The organism is Paracoccus mangrovi (genome assembly GCF_042648425.1).
GTDB classification, from domain to species: Bacteria; Pseudomonadota; Alphaproteobacteria; order Rhodobacterales; family Rhodobacteraceae; genus Paracoccus; species Paracoccus mangrovi.
The window spans coordinates 289,727-308,519 of sequence record NZ_JBHRXJ010000004.1 but is presented as its reverse complement, the minus strand read 5'-3'; the positions used below and the strand labels follow the sequence as shown (position 1 = coordinate 308,519).

The following is an 18,793-nucleotide window of genomic DNA, read 5'->3' as shown; positions in this document are numbered from 1 at the left end:
GGCATCAAAAGCTGCGCCGCAGGCCGATATTGATTTCGGTCCGGCCCTTGTCGGACACATCGGTGCTGATCGGAAAGCTGCCAAAGCGCGATTCCAGCACCCGCCCCTTGAAGGTCAGATCGCCCAGCAGGCGGGTGTGACGCAGCTCGGCGGTGATCTGCAGGCCCTCGGCCTCGGGTATGGCATAGGAAAAGCCCAGCATGATCTGCGCGGCGGTGGTGTTGTCGCTGCTGTCATGGCCGACGCGTTCGACCGCGTTGTAGGTATGGGAATCGGACCATTTGATATGCGCCCAGCCCAGACCCGCGCCGACATAGGGGGTGATCCCGGCAAAGGTCCCCGATTGCAGCGTGTCGAAGTCATAGTAAAGATTGGCGAAAAGCGCCGACTGGCGATAGCTGCCATCGGTGGTGGCATCGGTCAGGGCGCCTGCGGTGGCGCGCTTGAAATCGGCGCGGCGATAGTTCAGCTCGACCTCGGCGCGCCAGTTGCTGGCGAAATCATAGCCGATGGCAAGGTTCACCCCATATCCGTCATCGGTCGAGATATACCCCCCCGGCTGGCGGCCGAAATCGGTGTCGATGCCGTCGATATCGGCGTCCTCGATATGGGCATAGGACAGCGCGATGGCGACATAGGGGCCGGTCTCGGCCGAGGCGGTCCCCGCAGCCGCCCCAAGGGCGGCTGCAAAGACGGTCAGCGCGGCAAGGCTGGATATGCGCCCCATCTCAGTTCTCCGCCTGCGGGCGGTCGAGCAGCGACAGCGCCATGGCCGAGCCCAGCATCTGGTGGACGCGCGCGGTCGGGTATTCGCCGGTCAGATAGACAAAGCTGTCCACGTCGCATTCCTCGGGTTTGACATCCAGACAGGCCTGCGTGGCATTGGTCAGGCCGAAACGCCCGCCCTCGGCCAGCAGATCCTTGACGAAATCGTCGAAACTCCAGCGGATCAGGGTGAACGAGCCGTCGTCGATGCGGTCCAGCATGGCGTCGAACTGTTCGTTATAAGCCTCGGACAGCATGGTCGAACGGGCCGCCGCCTCGGGGCCAAAGGCCAGAACGGCGGGCGATTTGCCGACATCGATGAAATCGGGGGCATAGATGGTCACCGCGCCCGCATCGACCAGACGCTTGATCTGGGTCTCGATGCCCGCGACGGCGTCCGACAGGGTCTTTTCGGCGGTGGCATTGTCCATTTCCTGCACCGCCTTGATGACGTCATTGCCGCCGATAAAGACGAAATACAGCGCCTTGGGATCGGCCTTGCCGCCATTGCGGGCCAGATGCGCATCGACCTGCGCGGGCAGATCATGGGGGCCATGCCCGCCCGCCAGCGCATCGGCCACCGCAAAATTCGTGCCCCCCGTGTCCGAGGTCAGATGCATCGAAGGTTCCGCCGATTGGCCCAGCCAGCGGGCCAGTTCCTCGACCGCGACCGGCCCGTTGGTCGAGCGGTTCTTGTAGAACGGCGCCGGCCGGTCCTGTCCCAGCTCGGCGTTGAAATTGCCGGTATCGGACAGCGCGCCGCTAAAGGCCACCATCTGCGAAAAGCCTTCTGCCCGGGCAAATCCCGCGCCCATGATCGTTCCGGCCAGCAGGGCGGGGACAAGTATACGTTTCAACATCTTGAATTAACTCCGTGGATTTGGCGTGGTGGAATAAGGAATCTTGGGGTGCGGACCGCGCGCCATGGGCGCGTCAGCCCAGTTCAAGGTCAGCCCAGTTCAAGGTCAGTCCAGTTCAAGGATGGCGGCAAGGCGGCGGGCGACCGCCCCGCTGTTTTTGGGCGACAGCATGGTCAGGTGATTGCCCGCGACCTGATGCACCGCGCCCCGGGCTTGCGAAAGCGCGCGCCAGCCAAGGCTGGAGCTTGCGCCGTCCGGGTCATCCTCGGCGGCGGAATAGTCGTAATCGGGATGCGCCTCGCCGGCCCGGATCAGCGAAATCGGCGCGGCAATCGCCTGATCGGCCTGAAAACGGGCCCGGGAATTGGCCTTGAACACGCTGACAAAGCCGCCCAGCAGATCGCGCGCCGCCGCCGCCGGCAAAAGCCCGGCCCCCGCCAGCCGTTCGGCGGCAAGCGACAGCCCGTCACCCGCGGCGCGGATTTCGGCGGCATCCAGCACCAGCACGGTTTCGGCGCTGGCGGCCAGCACACCCGCGACCGCAGCCAGCCAGTCGGCATCGTCGGGGGCCGCGTCCTCGATCACGTTCAGGCCCGCACCGCGCGCAAGCGGCGCGGGTGCGTCCATGACCACGACATGGGCCACGGTGTCGCCGCCGGCCTCAAGCAGGCGCGCGGTCTCATAGGCGACCAGCGCACCGAAGCAATGCCCGGCCAGCATATAGGGCCCCTGCGGCTGGACCTGACGGATGGCGGCGACCATGTCGCGGGCCGCGCCCTCGACGCTGTCATGGGGCGCGTGCTGGCCGTCGGTGCCGCGCAATTGCAGCCCGTAAAAGCGCAGCCTGTCGGACAGGCCGGATGCGACACCCTGATAATAAAGCGTATTGCCGCCACCGCCCGCGACGCAGAACAGCGCCGGCAGGCTGTCCGCCCCCGCATTCATCGGCACGACCGGCGACCATGGCGCGGCGGTGTCCGCGCCCAGATGTTCGGCCATCTGTTCGATGGTCGGGTTGCGGAACAGGATCGCGGTCGGCAGCTTCTGCCCGAAGGCCGCGCCGATTTCTGACATGAGATGCACCGCCAGCAGCGAATGCCCGCCCAGCCGGAAGAAATCGTCCCGCATGCCGATGGGTGCGACGCCCAGCACCCGTTCCCAGATCGCGGCCAGACGCGCCTCGGCCGGGTTGCGGGGCGGGGTCATCGCCTCGGCCTCGTCACGGTGCAGGACCGGTTCGGGCAACAGCGCGTGGTTCAGCTTGCCATTCCCGGTAAGCGGGATGTCGTCGATTTCCATGAACACCGCCGGCATCATGTAATCGGGCAGCGCCTGCGCCAGATGGGCGCGCAGCGCGCGTTCATCCATGGCCCCCGCACGCATCACCACATAGGCGACGATGCGGCGGCCCTGACCGGGATGGTCCTGGGTGACGGCGATGGCGCTTTGCACATCGGGGTGGCGGCACAGCGCGCCCTCGATCTCGCCCAGCTCGATGCGAAAGCCGCGGATCTTGACCTGCTTGTCGTTGCGGCCAAGATATTCGATGTCGCCATCGGGGGTATAACGGGCCAGATCGCTGGACTTGTAATAGAGCACCCCGTCCGGTCCGGTGACGAATTTCTCGGACGTCAGCTCCGGCCGGCCCAGATAGCCCAGCGACAGGCCCGGCCCGCTGACATGGATTTCGCCGGTGGCGCCGATGGGCACCGGCCGCAGCCGGTGATCCAGAAGATCCAGCCGCAGATCCGGGATCGCGACGCCGATCTGGCTGCGCGCGCGTTCCAGATCGGCCTTGCGCGTCACCCGATACGACGCATGGACCGTGGTTTCGGTGATCCCGTACATGTTCACGATCAGCGGCATCTCATCGCCATGCCGCGCGGCCCAGGGCCGCAGGCTTTGCAGGTCCAACGCCTCGCCGGCAAAGACGATGGCGCGCATGGCAAAGCGTTCGGGCACCGGGCGCGCCCCCTCTTCGGCGACGAACAGCTTGAAGGCCGAGGGGCTTTGATTGAGGATCGTCACCCCCTGATCGCGGACAAGATCCACGAACAGCGCCGGCGAACGCGACACCAGATAGGGCACGATGACCAGCCGCCCGCCATAACACAGCGCCCCCCACATTTCCCAGACGGACACGTCAAAAGCGAATGAATGGAACAGGCACCAGACATCATCGGCACCAAAGCGGTACCAATGCGCGGTGTTCAGAAACAGCCGCGCCACATTGCGATGCGTCAGCTGCACCCCCTTGGGCCGGCCCGTCGTCCCCGAGGTGTACATGACGTAGATCCGGCCATCCAGATCGGCCAGCCCATGGGGATCGGTCTCGGCCCAGTCGCCGGGGCATTGGCCATCCACCAACGCGATCAGCCGCGCACCGGCATTTGCCACCACCGCGCGTTGGGCATCCTGATGGACGATCACGGCGGCCCGGCTGTCGCCGATGATGTAATTCACCCGCTCTTCGGGCAAAGCCGGGTCCAGCGGCAGATAGCCCGCCCCCGCCTTCAGGATGCCCAGAATGCCGACCATGATGTCGAAATCCCGGTCCGAACACAGCCCGACCAGATCGCCGGGCCGCACGCCCTCGGCGATCAGCCGATGCGCCAGCCGGTTCGCCCGCCGGTTCAGCGCATCATAGCTGAGCACCCGCCCGTCACAGATCAGGGCCGTGGCATCGGGGGTGGCGCGAACCTGACGCTCGAACACCTCATGCACGCATTCGGTCGCCGGGATCGCCTCGGCCACCGGGGCGCTGAACCGCGCGATCTGTTCCAGCGAGGCCGCGCCGACGATCGGCAGATCGTCGATCGGGCGGTCGCAATCCTCGACCAGCGCCGCCAGCAGGGTGGCAAAGCTTTCGGCCAGCCGGGCGATGCTGTCGGGATGAAACAGCGCCGCGTCATATTTCAACACGCCGCGCAGGCTGTCGCCCACCTCGAACATGTCCAGATCCAGATCGAACTGACCGGCCTGCTGGGGCAGGTCGACGAACTCGACCCCAAGCCCGGCCCAGTCGGCCGCCCCGGCCATCATCTCCATGGCACCGCCGCCGCGCTGCGCCTTTTGCAGCACGAAAGAGGCCTGAAACAGCGGTGTCGTGCTGGGATCGCGCGGCACCTGCAAGCGTTCGACGAGCGTCGGGAACGGCAGCGCGTCATGGGCCAACGCCTCCAGCACCTCGGCATGGGTGGCGCGCAGATAATCGCTGGCGCGCATGGCGCGGTCGACATGGCCGACCACCACCACCGGATTGACGAAATAGCCGACCACGCCGGCCGCACGCGGATCGCCGCGCCCGGCCGAGCGGGTGCCGACCGGCACCGTGTCCTGCCCCGACCAGCGCGCCAGAAGGATCTGCCACGCCCCCAGAAGCAGCGAAAAGCTCGTGACGCCAAGGCTGCGCGCCAACCCGCCCAGCGATTGCGACAGCGCCGGCGGCAGCGCAAGGCGCAGGCTTTCGCCCCGCACCGCGCGCAAGGGCGGGCGCGGCGCGTCCAGAGGCAGGTCCAGCACCCCCTGCGCCCCGGCCAGCCGGTCGCGCCAGAAGGCCAGCGCGGCATCGGCATCATCGCTGGCGATCATCGCCTCTTGCGCGGTCAGGTGGTCGACATAGCTCATCGGCAGCGGCGACCAGCCGGTGTCGCGGCCCTCGGCCTCGGCGGCATAGGCCTGACGCAATTCGTCCATGACCAGCCACAGCGACCAGCCGTCAAAGACGATGTGATGGACCGACAGCAACAGGATGTGTTCCTGTGGCCCGATCTGGAACAGCTCGGGCCGGAACAACGGCCCCTGTGCCAGGTCAAAGGGCCGCGCGACCGCCTGCATCAGCACGCGCTCAAGCTCGGGCGCGGGCATCGGGGGCAGTTGCGTCCGGGGCAAGGCCACCTCGCGCCAGCCATGGATGCGCTGGATCAGCTGGCCGTCGGCCTGCATGTGAAAGCCGGCGCGCAATTGCTGATGGCGGTCGACAATGCGCTGCAAGGCACGCCGCAGGGCCGGTTCGTCCAGCGCGCCGCGCAGGCGCAGCGCGCAGACCACCGTATAGGCCGGGCTTTCGGGCGCCGCCTCATGCAGGAACCAAAGCGCCTGCTGCCCGCGCGAAACGGGATGTTCGCTGATCTGCCGCGCGCCCCGCGCGGCCAAAAGCTGCGCCAGCTGGCGCCTGCGTTCCTGCGGGTCGGCATCTTGCCGGATATGAGCCGTGACGTTCATCTTACTTGCTCTCCTCAAGCAGGGCGAATTCGGCCAGTGCCTGTTCGACCTCGGCCGGCGACAGGCTGTCCAGCCGCGACAGCAGCTCACCGACATCGCGCGCGACCGGGATCGCGGGCTCTGCGGGCGCGGCAGGCGGGCTTGCGGGCTGTGGGGACCCGGTCCGGGGGGCGGTCGCCGCATCTGCGGCGCTGGCCCCGATCCGGTCGGCGATATTGGCGGCCAAGGCCCGAAGCGCGACCCCCTTCATCAGCTCAAGCGTCGGGATGCGCAGGCCAAGCTGGCGGTCGATGCCGGCCTGCAATTCCATGGCCATGAGCGAATCCACCCCCATCGCCAGAAGCGACTTGCCGGGATCGACCCCGTCCGGCGGCAGCCGCAGGATACCCGCGACCAGATCGCTCAGGCAGGTGGCGACCCGCTCGGCCCGCGCCTCGGGCGACAGGCTTGCAAGCGAAGCGCCGGCCCCGCCCCCGGCCTCGGCCGCAAGTTCGGGCATCAGGTGGCGATAGCGCGGCGAGGCCGCCCATTTCGCGTAAGTACCGCCCCAAAGCCCCCAATCCATGCGCGCGGCGGCCATGTTCACCGGGTTCTGACGCAGGATGTAATCCAGCATCCCGATCGCCTCGACCGGGTTCAGCGAACCGACACCGACGCGCTGGAAATGGCGCTCGACACCCTCATGGCGGGCGGCCATGCCGACCTCGGCCAGCGCGCCAAGATTGATGCCGATCCCCGGCAGGCCAAGGTTTCGCCGATGCTGGACCAACGCATCCAGAAAGCTGTTGGCGGCGACATAGGCGCCCTGTCCCGGGCTGCCCAGCAGCGCCGCGATGGACGAAATCACCACGAAACAATCCAGATCCAGCCCCTGCGTGGCCTGATGCAGGTGCCACGCGCCCAGCGCCTTGGGCTGCATCACCCGCGCAAGCTGATCGGGCTGCAACAGATAGACCGGCGCATCGTCCAGAACGCCCGCGGCATGGAACACGCCCCGCAGCGGCAGGTCCAGATCGGCGATCAGGCGCATCGCAACGGCGACGGACCCGGCATCGCCGACATCCAGCGCCATCGCGGTCGCCCCGCAGCCAAGGGCGCGCAGCTCGGCCAGCATTTCACCGGCGCGCTCGGTCTCAAGCCCGCGACGACTGGCAAGGATGACATGCCCCGCCCCGCGCCGCGCCAGCCATTTGGCGATTTCAAAGCCGAAACCGCCCAGACCCCCGGTCACCAGATAGGCGCCCTGTGCCGATATCACCGGCGCCGCCACCGACGCCGACAGCGCCACCGCGCGCTGGGTTTCGGGCTGATCATGGGCAAAGCGCCGTGCGGTATCCGCGGCGGGCGCCGGGCTCAGCGTGCCGGCCCTGATCGCGGCGATCACCTCGGTCAGGCTGGCGCCGATGCGGGCCGGCGCCCGGCTCAGCATCCCCGGCGCGGTGACAAAAAGGTCGCGACGGTCGTTTTGCAGCGATTGCACCATGCGCCCGGCACCGCCACCCACATGGATGACCGAGCCAAGATCGACCAGCCGGCGCATGAGGATTTCGGCCAGCTCGTCGTCGCGATCAAGACAGATCGCATCGAAACGCCGGGCCGCGCCCCGCAGATCGCCCGGACCGGCGATCTGGACCGTCTCGGCGCCGATCATGGCCGCAACCGCGACCAGCGCCCCGGCCATGCGCGCATCGCCCACACAGACGGCCAGCCGGTCGCCCTGGGCAAGCCCCGCCAGCCGCAGAATGGCATGCGCCATCGCCAGCGGCAGCAGCGGCAAGAGCCGGTCCCCGGCCCAGTCCAGATCCCCCGGCAGGTCCAGCAGACTGGCCACCGGCCGGCGCAGGAACCGCTGTGGCAACATGCCCTCGGGCAGCTGGGTCAGCACCAGCCGGCCCGCCCGCGCCCCCGAGGTCACGCGCCCCAGCACGTCAAAGGGCGCCTCGGCCCCGGCCAGCAAAAGCTCGATCTCGGCCTCTTCCTCGGCCAGGGGGCCGGTCGGGCGACGGGCCGCCGCCTCCTGGGCCAACCGGCCATGGGGCACCGCCACCAGACGGCGCACCAGACGCTGATCCGGGATCAGGACGATATCGTCCTCGTCGCTGTCGGATGTCAGCTCGTCCAGCAGCGCCGGCAGCACCTCATCGCCACCGATCTGCACCATTCGCAGGTCCAGATCCGCGTATTCGTTCGCCGCGACCCGCAACAGGCCAAGCTGAGCGGCGGAAGTCAGGGCCGCCGATTGCGGCGCGTTATCCGCATGCCGGACGATCGTGGTCACACAGCGCCGCACCCCGTCCTGGGCGATCATGTGCAGCAGGTCCAGACTGGCCTCGGCCCGCGCCTGTCCGGTCGGATCCTGCGGGTCGTCGGCCGGGTCCAGCCCGCGCAGATCGACGATCTGGCGGAAGGCGGGATCGAACCGGAACGCGCCCGCCCCGAACAGCCGCACGTCATGGCCCCGCGCCGTCAGCCCCTCGGCCAAAGCCGAGGCCAGATCGCCGCCCTGCGACAGGATCGCCATCGGCGCAAGCGGCACCGGATCGGCCCGCCGGTCGTCCTGATCCAGGGTCTGGGCCACGCATTCGAACCGGTCCAGCAGCGCGTCGACATCGACGCCCTCGGGCAGGTCCGCATCATCCGCGCCCAGCCGGCGGGCGCTGATGCCGTGAAAACCGGCCAGAACCCGGCCATCGGGCGCAAGGATCGACAGATCCGCCACCATCCCGACGCCATCGCGCGCGGTCAGCCGGCCATGGCACAGAAATTCGGCGCCGACCGGATGGTGATGCAGGATTTCCTCGATCCGCACCGGCACATAGGCCGCCGGACGCCCGCCCTCATCCGGCAGGGCCGAGATCAGCGCCTGAAAACAGGCGTCAAGCAAGGCCGGATGCAGGATGAAGGCGCCGGCATCGACCCCCTCGGGGGCCACGATCCGGGCCAGAACCTCGCCGCCGGTGGCGGGGGTCGAAAGCGTCGTCACCCCCTGGAAGGCGGGGCCGTATTGCAGCTCGCGCGCGGTCATCGCCGCATAATGCGCGGCCGGCGTGACGTCATGGTCGCAGCGCCCGCGCAGTGCATCAAGATCGACAGCCGCCGGCTGCGGCACCGCCAGATCCGAGACGCGCCCTTCGGCATGGCGGGTCCAGTCGCCGGACGCGCCGGCGCTGTGGATGGCGAAGCCGCGCGTTTCGGGATCCCATGTGGTGATCAGCGCCGGCTCGTCATTGGGGTCCAGCAACATCGCCTGATCGAATTTCAGCCCGGTCAGGCGCAGCGCCCCCCCACCATTATCCCCGTCATGACCCGCGCCATCGCCCGCCAGTTCGGCAGCCAGTTGCAGCGCGATTTCGCAATAGGCGGCACCGGGCATGACGACGCTGCCTTCGACCTGATGGTCCAGCACCCAGGCCAGGCGGTTGCGGTTGAAATCCTGTCGCCACATGGGTTGCGGGATCGCCATGCGCCGGCCCAGCAGGCGCGCCTCGTCCGGCGTGCCCAGACGGTCGTCGCGGGCGGCGTCGCTTTCGTTCCAGAGCTGGTGGCGCTGCCAGGGATATCCCGGAAGCGTCACGAAACGATTGCCGCGCCCGGCATGGAACCGCTGCCAGTCGATGGCCACGCCGCGCACATGCAGCGCCGCGATGCCGCGCAGGATCTGTTGAATTTCGGGCTGTTCGCGGCGCAGGCTGGCGGCCAGAACGCCCTCGACATTGGCATCGAGCAGGCATTCGCGCAGCGCCGAGGACAGGACCGGATGCGGCCCCACCTCAAGGAAGCAGTCAAAGCCGTCATTGACGATTTCCTGCACGGCTTCGTAAAAGCGCACGCTGTCGCGGACATTGCGGCACCAATAGGCGGCGCCGTAATCGCCTTCGGCCACCGGATACGAGGTGACGGTCGAATAAAGCGGCAGCTCTGCCGGCCGGGGGGTGATGCCGGCAAGCCCCCGCTCCAGCGGCTCAAGAAGCGGATCCATGATCGGGCTGTGATAGGCGGTCTCGACCTGCAAACGGCGGTTGAAGATGCCATCCGCCGTCAGCTTTTCGGCAATCGCGTCCAGCGCCGCCTCATCCCCGGCAAGGGTGATGGTGCGCGGCGCATTGTCGGCCCCGACCGAAACCAGATCGTGATACCCGTCGAGATAGGGCAGAATATCGGCCGCCCCCAAGCCCACGGCCAGCATGCCGCCGGTGCCGGCGGTCGTGGCCTGCAACTTGCTGCGCAGCCACGAGACGCGGACCGCATCCTCAAGGCTGAGCACACCTGCGGCATAAGCTGCGCTGACCTCGCCGACGCTGTGGCCGATCAACACGCCGGGATCGACGCCCCAGCTTTGCAACAGCTTGAAAAGCCCCGCTTGCAGGACGAAATTCGCCGGCTGCGCGACATGGGTGCAGGTGACGCTGGACTGATCCTCGGGGCGCGCCATCTCATCGAGGATGGACCAGCCGGCCAAGGGCGCAAAGATGCGGTCCACCTCTTGGGCAAAGTCACGAAAGACCGGCTGCGTCGCCATCAGCTCGCGGCCCATGCCCCACCATTGCGGGCCCATGCCGCTAAAGACGAGGACCGGCGCCGCGCCCTTGTGATCGGCCGTGCCCTCGATCAGGTCGGGATTGGCGCGCCCGTCCAGATAGTCGCGCAGCACCGCCGATGCCGATGCCGCATCCACGGCCAGAACGGCAATGCGGTGTTCATAGGCATTGCGGCGCAGCGCCGCCGAATAGCACAGATCGGCAAAGCCCGCCGCATCCAGCCCCTGCAACCGCTCGAGGAAACGCCCGGCCAAAGCCCGCAGCGCCGCCGCCGAACGGGCCGAGATCAGCAAAAGCTGCGCGCGTGCGGGCGCGTCCTGTGCCGCGTCCCCCGCCGCGTCGGGAGCATCCGAAAGCCCGCCATGCTCGGCCACGGGTTCAAGGATCACATGCGCATTGGTGCCGCCATAGCCAAAGGAATTGATCGCCGCCCGACCCGGCAGCCCCTTGGCCGCCGGCGGCAATTCGGTCAGCCCGCGCGGCAGGTCCAGCCCCCATTCCGCCAGCCGCAGCGCCGGGTTCACCTTGTCCAGATTGGCGACCGGGGGCACCTGCCCGCGTTCAAGGCAAAGCGCGGTCTTGATGACGGCGGCGATGCCGGCGGCGGCTTCGAGATGGCCGATATTGGCCTTGACCGAGCCGACAAGACAGGGCCGTTCCCGCCCCGCCCCGCCAAAGACCGAGGCAAGTGCCCCCAATTCGATCGGATCGCCGATGGCGGTGCCGGTGCCATGCGCCTCGACATAGGTGACGCTGCCCGGGTCGCAATCGAACCGCGCACAGACCTGTCGGATCAGCTGGGCCTGCGCCTCGCCATTGGGGACGGTGATGCCATCGGTGCGGCCGTCCTGATTGACGCCGCTGCCGCGGATCACGGCATGGATGCGGTCGCCATCGGCCAGCGCGGCGCTCAGCCGCTTGATCACGACGACGCCGGCCCCCTCGCCCCGGCCATAGCCGTCGGCGCGGGCGTCAAAGCTTTTCGACCGCCCGTCACGGGACAGAAAGCCGCCCTTGCACATCGCGATCAGCGTTTCGGGGCGAAAGATCACGTTGACCCCGCCGACCAGCGCCAGGTCGCATTCCCCGCCGCGAATGGCCTGACAGGCCTGATGCATCGCCACGAGCGAGGACGAGCAGGCCGTGTCCAGGGTGAAGCTTGGCCCATGCAGGTCCAAAAGATAGGACAGCCGGTTCGACAGGATCGTCAGGGTCGAGCTGACGGCGGTGTGCTGGCCGATCTGGGCGCGGCCCAGCGGGCTGAACTGTGTAAGCATGCCGTCGACCATGAAGCCGCCGACGAAAACGCCCGTATTGCTGCCGGCGATGCTGTCGGTCGGGATGCCGGCATCCTCAAGCGCCTCATGCGCGACCTCTAGCAACAGGCGCTGCTGGGGGTCCAGATAGGCGGCCTCGCGCGGGGACATGCCAAAGAATTCGGCGTCAAAGCTGTCGATGGGCTGATCCAGAAAGCCGCCGTGGCGGACATAGATCTTGCCGGGGGCATCGGCGCGGGCATCATAGAATTTCTGAAGGTTCAGCCGGTCCGGGGGGATCTCGACAATGCCGTCGCGCCCTTCAGCCATCAGCTGCCAGAACTGGTCCAGATTGGTGACGCCACCGGGCAGACGGCATCCCATGCCGACAATTGCAAGCGCCTCGTCATGGTCGTGATCCGGGCAGGCAGCATCCTCCCGGTCGCACCGGGCACCATAGATATCTCTCATATCGAACCTACTAAATTTATGTATTCACAAGCCGTGCGGAACAGTTGACGACCGCAAACTGTCGCCTTTGGTCATTTTGGGCAGTTCAGAACCGGGCGGCGCGGACGTGCATGCCGGCCCCGCGCAAGGCGGGATCGGAACCAGGCCCGTCGCCGGTCAAAAGCTGGGTTTTTAGCCGAGCAGGATAGGACGGCAGCTGCGCATCAGGATGACCAGATTGCGCGTCAACACCGAACAAAGCAGCGCAAGCGCGGCAATGGTCAGCCATTCAAGACCGAAATCCCTGAGCCCGCCATTGCTCAGCAGCGGATAAAGCAGCGCGCCGATCCCGGCCAAGGCCGACATGAGCACCATCACCGCCGGGACAGTGGCCGTGCAAAGCACGCGGAACACGGTCTGGCTGGACATGCGCGGGGCCGAAATCCCCGGCAGGCACCGCAACCGGTCAAGCATCAACCCGCCCAGCACCACCAGAATCGCGATCAGAAAGGCATAGCGGTCGACGAACATCATCACCGACCCCCACGAGGATTGCATCAGATCCTCACGCCAGCCGGGTTCAAGGATATAGGGCCGGATCCGCATCGCCAGAAAGGTCAGCCCGATCCCCGCCACCACGGTCCAGCGCAGATGCCGCCAGCGCGATTCGGCGATGACCTCGCGATAATCGCCGGCCATGACTTCCTGGGGTCCGAAATCGTTGATCACGGCGCGCAGACGTGCGACGGGATCCATTTCGGCCCGGTCCGCCCCGGCGACGTCCTCCATCGCTTCGGTCAGATGGTCCATGATCTCAATGCGAAGCCTGTCGGCGACCGCCGAACCGGCCTGCGTCGCCTCGACAACATCCGAGGCATATTTTTCAATCAATTCCTCGATTTCACGGGCTCGAGGAGCAGCATATTGATTGCAGCTGCGAAGGTCTTCCAATGTTCGCATCTTTCCCTCAACTGTTTCGCCCCGGATTCGGTCAAAGTATAAACACGTCGTTTGCGACCGCTGGGCGCAGTTGCCCAATTACTTGCGATCAGGCCGTTATTCTCGAGCCGGTGGAGGATCGGATAAATGGTCCCTCCGGGCAGCTCGATCATGCTTTGACTGCGGCTGCTGATCTCTTTCATGATGGCATATCCATAACCGGCACCGGAACTGATAACGGACAGGACAATTGCATCCAGATGTCCTTTAAGCATCTCTGGGTTCAACGTGTCATCTCCGGTCTGGTGCGGCGGGACCGCCTATTGGTCTTAAGTATGTAACTATACTACACGTCTCGCGTTCGCATGTATAGCCCTCCTACACAAGCGCGGAAATATTTCCCCAAGCAAGTCAGATACATCCGTGGGTTGAGAGACTTCTCATTAACCCAGCTTATAACCCTGATTTAAACATCCTATGGTGGAAAAACTCGCGCCATAGGGGAACCATCCGCCACCGGGCCGCGCCGTCATCGCAACCGGATTTCCCGCCCGCCGATCCGGCGCGCCGGGCATGGCGCCACCCGGCCGCACAACCTGCACGATCCCCTGCGGCCGATTCTGCACGAGGATGGCCGGCGGGCACGGCATCCCCGCACCCAAGGGGGCCACGAAACAGGCATCGCAGAGCGGATCGGCGCCCGGAAACTGAACCGGGTTGACCAAATTCAGAATCATTCTTTATACATAATTCAAAATTATGTTGGTTGGACTGGTCGGGCCAAGGCCCCGCCAATGCGGCTTTCGGTCACCGCCGGGGAGGGCGGGACCGAAGGATTGACGTCGAAAACCACCAGGGGAGGATAACATGAATATCAGGGGATTGCTCGGCGCCGCCGTAATGGCCGCGCTGGGGCTGGCGTCGCAGGCCGCGGCACAGGCGGAAATCAAGTTCGGCCATGTCGGGGAACCCGGCTCGCTGATGGATCTCAGCGCCACGGAATTTGCCAAACGCGCCAATGAAAGGCTGGGCGACAAGGGCAAGGTCATCGTCTATGGCTCAAGCCAGCTGGGCGATGACAAGGCCTTGTTGCAAAAGCTAAAACTGGGGACCGCCGATCTGGCGCTGCCCTCGACGATCATGTCCTCGATGGTGCCGGTCTTTGGCCTGTTCGAGATGCCCTATCTTGTCCATGACCGCGACCACATGAAACGGATCCGCGACGAGATCGTGACCCCGACCATGGTCCCCGAGGCCGAAAAGACCGGCTATCGGATCATCGGCGTCTGGGAAAACGGCTTTCGCCAGATCACCAACAACCGTCGGGCCATCAGCACCCCCGAGGACCTGAAGGGCATCAAGCTGCGCGTGCCCAACGGCGAATGGCGCATCAAGATGTTTCAGGCCTATGGCGCAAGCCCCAGCCCGATGCCCCTGTCCGAGGTCTTTGTCGCGCTTCAGACCGGGGTGATGGACGGGCAGGAAAATCCCTATGCCCAGATCTATCCCTCGCGCTTCTATGAGGTACAGAAATACCTTTCGATCAGCAATCACGTCTATACCCCGGCCTTTGTCACCGCCGGCCGGTCCTGGGACAAGTTCGACCCCGAGGTCCAGCAGGCACTGACCGAAACGGCGGTCGAGATGCAGGATGTCGTCTATGGCATCGCCGCCGATCTGGAAAAGGACCTGCTGCAAAAGCTGACCGAGGCAGGAATGGCGGTGAACGAGGTCGATACCGCCGCCTTCGTCGCGGCCAGCCAGCCGATCTATGACCAGTTCGCCCAATCGGTCGAGGGCGCCGGCGCGCTGATCGAAAAGGCGCAGGGCCTGTCCGGCGAATGATGCCACGCCCCGGGGTCCGGCCCGCCGGGCCCCGCATCCATCCGCAGGAGAGACGCATGGTTTCGCACAAGCTGCGGCGGGGGTTCGAATCCCTGCTGGAAATAATCACCGCGCTGATCGTGGCCTCGCTCACGGCGCTGATCGTGATGGGCACCATCTATCGCTATATGGGGTCGGCGCTCAGCTGGTATGACGAGGTGGCCTCGATCGGGCTGGTCTGGATGACCTATTTCGGCTCGGCGCTGGCGGCGCTGAAGGGCGCGCATATCGGCTTTCCGGGGCTGGTGAACGCCATGCCGCCGCGCTGGCGGGTGCCGGTCACCATCTTTGCCGAGGCCTGCGTGTTCTTTTTCTTCGGGCTTCTGGCCTATGCCGGCTGGCAGGTGCTGGTCATACTTGAGGGGATGACGCTGGTGTCGTTGCCCGATGTGCCGGTGCAGCTGACGCAATCGATCATCCCCCTGGGCGCCATCCTCTTCATGCTGGCCGAGGCCATGCGCCTGCCCGAGGTGATGGCGGCGGCGCGCGGGGCCGGTTTCGTCGATCACGAAATCCAGGAGGCGCTTGGCGATATTTCCAACACACCGCTGGAACAGGATGACGCCAGCGTCGCCTCGGCCAGCCATCGCAACCATCGGCGGGGGGATGCCTGATGACCATCGCAATCATGCTTTTGGTGATGTTCGCGCTGGCGCTGCTGAACGTGCCCATCGCGGTCGCATTGGGGATCGTCGGCATCGGCGCGGTCCTTATCGTTCAGGGCGGCGACATGCTGCCCAATCTGGCGCTGACCATGTTCGAGGGGGCGTCGAGCTTTCCCCTGCTGGCGATCCCGCTTTTCGTGCTGGCCGGTTCGATCATGAACGCCTCGTCCATTTCGCGCCGGCTGATCGCGCTTGCATCGGCGCTGGTGGGTTTCGTGCGGGGCGGGCTGTCCTTTGTGGTGATCGGCGCCTCGATGTTTTTCGCCGAAATCTCGGGCTCGGCGGTCGCGGGGGTCGCGGCCCTGGGCTCGATCCTTGTGCCGGCGATGCGCAAAAAGGGCTATTCCAAGGAATTCTCGGCCGCGATCTGTTCCTCGGCCTCCAGCCTTGCGATCATCCTGCCGCCTTCGATCCCGATGATCCTTTACGCGGTCATGGCCCAGCAATCGGTGGTCAAGATGTTCATCGCGGGCTTCGGCCCCGGCATCGTCGGCGCCATCCTTTTGGCCGTTGCCGCCTATATTCAGGCGCGGCGGCATAATTTCCCGGTCGAAGAGCGGTTCCAGATCTCGAATGTCTGGCTGCGCTTCAAAGAGGCGGGCTGGGCGCTGTTGCTGCCGGTCATCATTCTGGGCGGGATCTTTGGCGGCATCGTCACCGCGACCGAGGGCGCGGCGCTGGCCGTGGTGGCGGCGCTGTTCATCTCGGGCGTGATCTATCGCGAATTCGACGTGCGCGCGCTTTACAAGGCGCTGATCGACAGCGGTGTGCAGACGGCGGTGGTGATGCTGCTGGTGGCCGCCTCGTATCTGATCGGCGGCTTTCTGACCGAGGCGCAGCTGCCCCAGCAACTGGCGCAGGCCATCGGCGGGCTGACCACGAACAAATATCTGATCCTGCTGATGCTCAACATCGCCTTTCTGATCCTGGGCATGTTCCTGCATTCGGCGGCGGCGATCATTCTGGTGGTGCCCATCGTCATGCCGATGGTGCTGGCCGCCGGCATCGACCCGGTGCATTTCGGGCTGGTGGTGACGCTGAACCTGGCCATCGGGCAACAGACGCCGCCGGTCGCCTCGGTCCTGATCGCGGCCTGTTCCATCGCGAAATCGGACATCTGGGAAACGACCAAGGTCAACCTGCCCTTTATCGGCGCGCTGCTGGCGCTGCTTCTGGTCTGTACCTACCTGCCCGGCATCTCGCTGGCGCTGGTTCACCTGATCTATGGGGGCTGAGATGACCACAAAAAAGCCGCTGCCGCTGGAAGGGATCCGGGTGCTGGATGTGTCGCAGGTCATGGCCGGGCCGTTCTGCTGTATGCTGCTGGGCGATCTGGGCGCCGATGTGATCAAGGTCGAGCCGCCGACCGGCGACCAGACCCGCAGCGCCATGGGCTTCCGGCTCAGGGGCGATGACAGCCTTGGGTTTCTGAACATGAACCGCAACAAGCGCTCGATCGCGCTGGACCTGAAATCCGCGCCCGACCGCGAGATCTTTCTGAAGCTGGCGGCCACCGCCGATGTGATCGTCGAAAACTATCGCCCCGGCGTCGTGGCCAAGCTGGGGATCGATTACGACAGCGTGGCCGCGATCAATCCGGGCATCATCTATGCCAGCATCTCGGGCTTTGGCCAGACCGGGCCATGGTCCGCGCGGCCGGGCTTCGACCTGATGGCGCAGGCGGCGTCGGGGATCATGTCGATCACCGGACATCCCGACGGGCCGCCGGCGAAATCGGGCGGGCCGCTGGCGGATATCGGCTGCTCGATGCTGACCGTCTATGCCATCCTTGCCGCCTATATCGGCCGCCAAAAGACCGGCGCGGGACAGTTCATCGACGCCTCGCTTTACGAGGCCGGACTGTCCTTTGCGGTCTGGGACATCTGCGATTATTGGGGCACGGGCAATATCCCCGAACGGATCGGCACCGCCAACCGCATGGCCGCCCCCTATCAGGCGGTGCGCGCCAGCGACGGGCATTTCGTGCTGGGCGCGAATAATGACCGCCTGTATCGCCGGCTTTGCGAAACCATCGGGCGCGCGGATCTGATCGCGCATCCCGATTACGCCACCAACGCCCTGCGGATGAAAAACCGCGAGGCGCTGATCGCCGATCTGGAAACCACGCTGATCACCCGCAGCCGCGCGGAATGGGTTCAGGCGCTGCTCGATGCCGGCATTCCCGCCGGGCCGATCCTCGATTACGCCGAGGCCTTGGGCAACGAACATGCGCAGGCGCGGGACATGGTGATGCCGATCACCCATCCGGTCGAGGGCGAGGTCAAGAACATCGGCTTTCCGGTCAAGCTGCGCGGCACCCCGCAAGAGGTGCGCCGCCATCCGCCGCTTTTGGACGAGCACCGGGCCGAGATCCTGCGCGAATTGGGGATCGCCGATGGCTGACGGGGGCGAGGTCACGCTGCGGCTGGATGGTCCGGTCGCGCATGTCACCTTTGCGCGACCGGCGGCGCGCAATGCGATGACCTTTGCCATGTATGCGCAACTGGCCGCGATCTGTGACCAGCTGGACGGACAACGCGATCTTTGCGCCATCGTCTTTCGCGGCGCGGGCGGCGCCTTTGTCGCCGGCACCGACATTTCCGAATTCACCGCCTTTCAAAGCGGCGCCGACGGGCTGGTTTACGAAGATCACATCGACACCGTTCTGGCGCGGCTGGCGCGCCTGCCCGCGCCCACGCTTGCCGTGATCGAGGGCGCGGCGGTGGGCGGCGGGCTGGCCATCGCCGCCGCCTGCGATCTGCGCATCGTGACGCCGGGGGCGAAATTCGGCGTCCCCATTGCCCGCACGGTCGGGAATTGCCTGTCGGCGGCCAATATCGCCCGGCTGATCCGCGCCTTTGGCGACGGGCCGGTGCGGCGGATGCTGTTATTGTCGGAATTTCTGGACGGCGCGACCGTCCACGGGCTGGGCTTTTCCAGCGCCTGCGTCCCGCCCGACCGGATCGAGGCCGAAACGGCGCGCCAGATCGCGCGTCTGTGCGAGGCCGCGCCCCTGACCATCGCCGCCTGCCGGACCCTTCTGGCACGGCTGGCCGAGGCGGCGCCCAATGACCGCGACGTGATCGAACGCGTCTATGGCAGCCAGGATTTCCGCGAGGGCGTCGCGGCCTTTCTGGCCAAGCGCAAGCCGGTCTGGACCGGAAAATAAGCGCAAAGGCGGGGTTTTATGGGCGGCTCCGCGTCGCGCGGCG

Annotated in this window: 11 protein-coding genes; 5 read left to right on the top strand and 6 right to left on the bottom strand. The window is 66.1% G+C overall.

The genetic code is table 11. From position 1 onward, the window contains the following. Positions 1-4: 4 nt before the first annotated feature. From ACFOMH_RS08210 to ACFOMH_RS08185, 6 genes are all read right to left on the bottom strand, one after another. Positions 5-727: an outer membrane protein gene (locus tag ACFOMH_RS08210; protein ID WP_377743823.1), complete on the bottom strand. Its 723-nt coding sequence runs from the start codon at positions 725-727 to the stop codon at positions 5-7. A 1-nt stretch (position 728) separates the two neighbouring features. Then, complete coding sequence (locus tag ACFOMH_RS08205) at positions 729-1,625, bottom strand: SGNH/GDSL hydrolase family protein (protein WP_377743821.1); 897 nt, start codon at positions 1,623-1,625, stop codon at positions 729-731. Positions 1,626-1,730: 105 nt separating this feature from the next. Continuing rightward, complete coding sequence (locus ACFOMH_RS08200) at positions 1,731-5,849, bottom strand: non-ribosomal peptide synthetase (protein WP_377743820.1); 4,119 nt, start codon at positions 5,847-5,849, stop codon at positions 1,731-1,733. A gap of 1 nt (position 5,850) precedes the next feature. Beyond that, the gene (locus tag ACFOMH_RS08195) at positions 5,851-12,114 is read right to left on the bottom strand and encodes a type I polyketide synthase (RefSeq protein WP_377743819.1); all 6,264 of its coding nucleotides are present in this window, start codon (positions 12,112-12,114) and stop codon (positions 5,851-5,853) included. 171 nt (positions 12,115-12,285) lie between these two features. Then, positions 12,286-12,903 carry a hypothetical protein gene (locus ACFOMH_RS08190; protein ID WP_377743818.1) on the bottom strand — a complete coding sequence of 206 codons (618 nt, stop codon included), beginning with the start codon at positions 12,901-12,903 and terminating at the stop codon, positions 12,286-12,288. A 77-nt stretch (positions 12,904-12,980) separates the two neighbouring features. After that, positions 12,981-13,319, bottom strand: coding sequence for a PadR family transcriptional regulator (locus ACFOMH_RS08185; protein WP_377743817.1), 339 nt, complete (start codon positions 13,317-13,319; stop codon positions 12,981-12,983). Between the two features lie 580 nt (positions 13,320-13,899). On the opposite strand from ACFOMH_RS08185, the gene ACFOMH_RS08180 reads away from it, so the two are divergent. From ACFOMH_RS08180 to ACFOMH_RS08160, 5 genes are read left to right on the top strand one after another with little or no spacing between them, the layout of a single operon-like run. After that, entirely contained in the window at positions 13,900-14,877 is a 978-nt protein-coding gene (locus ACFOMH_RS08180; RefSeq protein WP_377743815.1) for a TRAP transporter substrate-binding protein, read from the top strand. A gap of 56 nt (positions 14,878-14,933) precedes the next feature. Next, the gene (locus ACFOMH_RS08175) at positions 14,934-15,530 is read left to right on the top strand and encodes a TRAP transporter small permease (protein ID WP_374424974.1); all 597 of its coding nucleotides are present in this window, start codon (positions 14,934-14,936) and stop codon (positions 15,528-15,530) included. After that, positions 15,530-16,816 (top strand): TRAP transporter large permease, encoded by a 1,287-nt coding sequence (locus ACFOMH_RS08170; protein WP_374424973.1) that lies wholly within the window; start codon positions 15,530-15,532, stop codon positions 16,814-16,816. Before ACFOMH_RS08175 ends, ACFOMH_RS08170 begins: the two co-directional genes overlap by 1 nt. Before the next feature lies 1 nt (position 16,817). Further along, positions 16,818-17,984 (top strand): CaiB/BaiF CoA transferase family protein, encoded by a 1,167-nt coding sequence (locus ACFOMH_RS08165; protein WP_377743812.1) that lies wholly within the window; start codon positions 16,818-16,820, stop codon positions 17,982-17,984. Beyond that, on the top strand, positions 17,977-18,750 hold the full coding sequence (locus ACFOMH_RS08160; RefSeq protein ID WP_377743811.1) for an enoyl-CoA hydratase: 774 nt from the start codon (positions 17,977-17,979) through the stop codon (positions 18,748-18,750). The genes ACFOMH_RS08165 and ACFOMH_RS08160 overlap by 8 nt, the downstream gene beginning before the upstream one ends. Positions 18,751-18,793 lie beyond the last annotated feature (43 nt).

What these genes read in the sequence shown, in the direction of transcription:
- ACFOMH_RS08210 (WP_377743823.1), bottom strand. Translation starts at nt 727, where the DNA reads ATGGGGCGCATATCCAGCCTTGCCGCGCTGACCGTCTTTGCAGCCGCC.
- ACFOMH_RS08205 (WP_377743821.1), bottom strand. Translation starts at nt 1,625, where the DNA reads ATGTTGAAACGTATACTTGTCCCCGCCCTGCTGGCCGGAACGATCATG.
- ACFOMH_RS08200 (WP_377743820.1), bottom strand. Translation starts at nt 5,849, where the DNA reads ATGAACGTCACGGCTCATATCCGGCAAGATGCCGACCCGCAGGAACGC.
- ACFOMH_RS08195 (WP_377743819.1), bottom strand. Translation starts at nt 12,114, where the DNA reads ATGAGAGATATCTATGGTGCCCGGTGCGACCGGGAGGATGCTGCCTGC.
- ACFOMH_RS08190 (WP_377743818.1), bottom strand. Translation starts at nt 12,903, where the DNA reads ATGGACCATCTGACCGAAGCGATGGAGGACGTCGCCGGGGCGGACCGG.
- ACFOMH_RS08180 (WP_377743815.1), top strand. Translation starts at nt 13,900, where the DNA reads ATGAATATCAGGGGATTGCTCGGCGCCGCCGTAATGGCCGCGCTGGGG.
- ACFOMH_RS08175 (WP_374424974.1), top strand. Translation starts at nt 14,934, where the DNA reads ATGGTTTCGCACAAGCTGCGGCGGGGGTTCGAATCCCTGCTGGAAATA.
- ACFOMH_RS08170 (WP_374424973.1), top strand. Translation starts at nt 15,530, where the DNA reads ATGACCATCGCAATCATGCTTTTGGTGATGTTCGCGCTGGCGCTGCTG.
- ACFOMH_RS08165 (WP_377743812.1), top strand. Translation starts at nt 16,818, where the DNA reads ATGACCACAAAAAAGCCGCTGCCGCTGGAAGGGATCCGGGTGCTGGAT.
- ACFOMH_RS08160 (WP_377743811.1), top strand. Translation starts at nt 17,977, where the DNA reads ATGGCTGACGGGGGCGAGGTCACGCTGCGGCTGGATGGTCCGGTCGCG.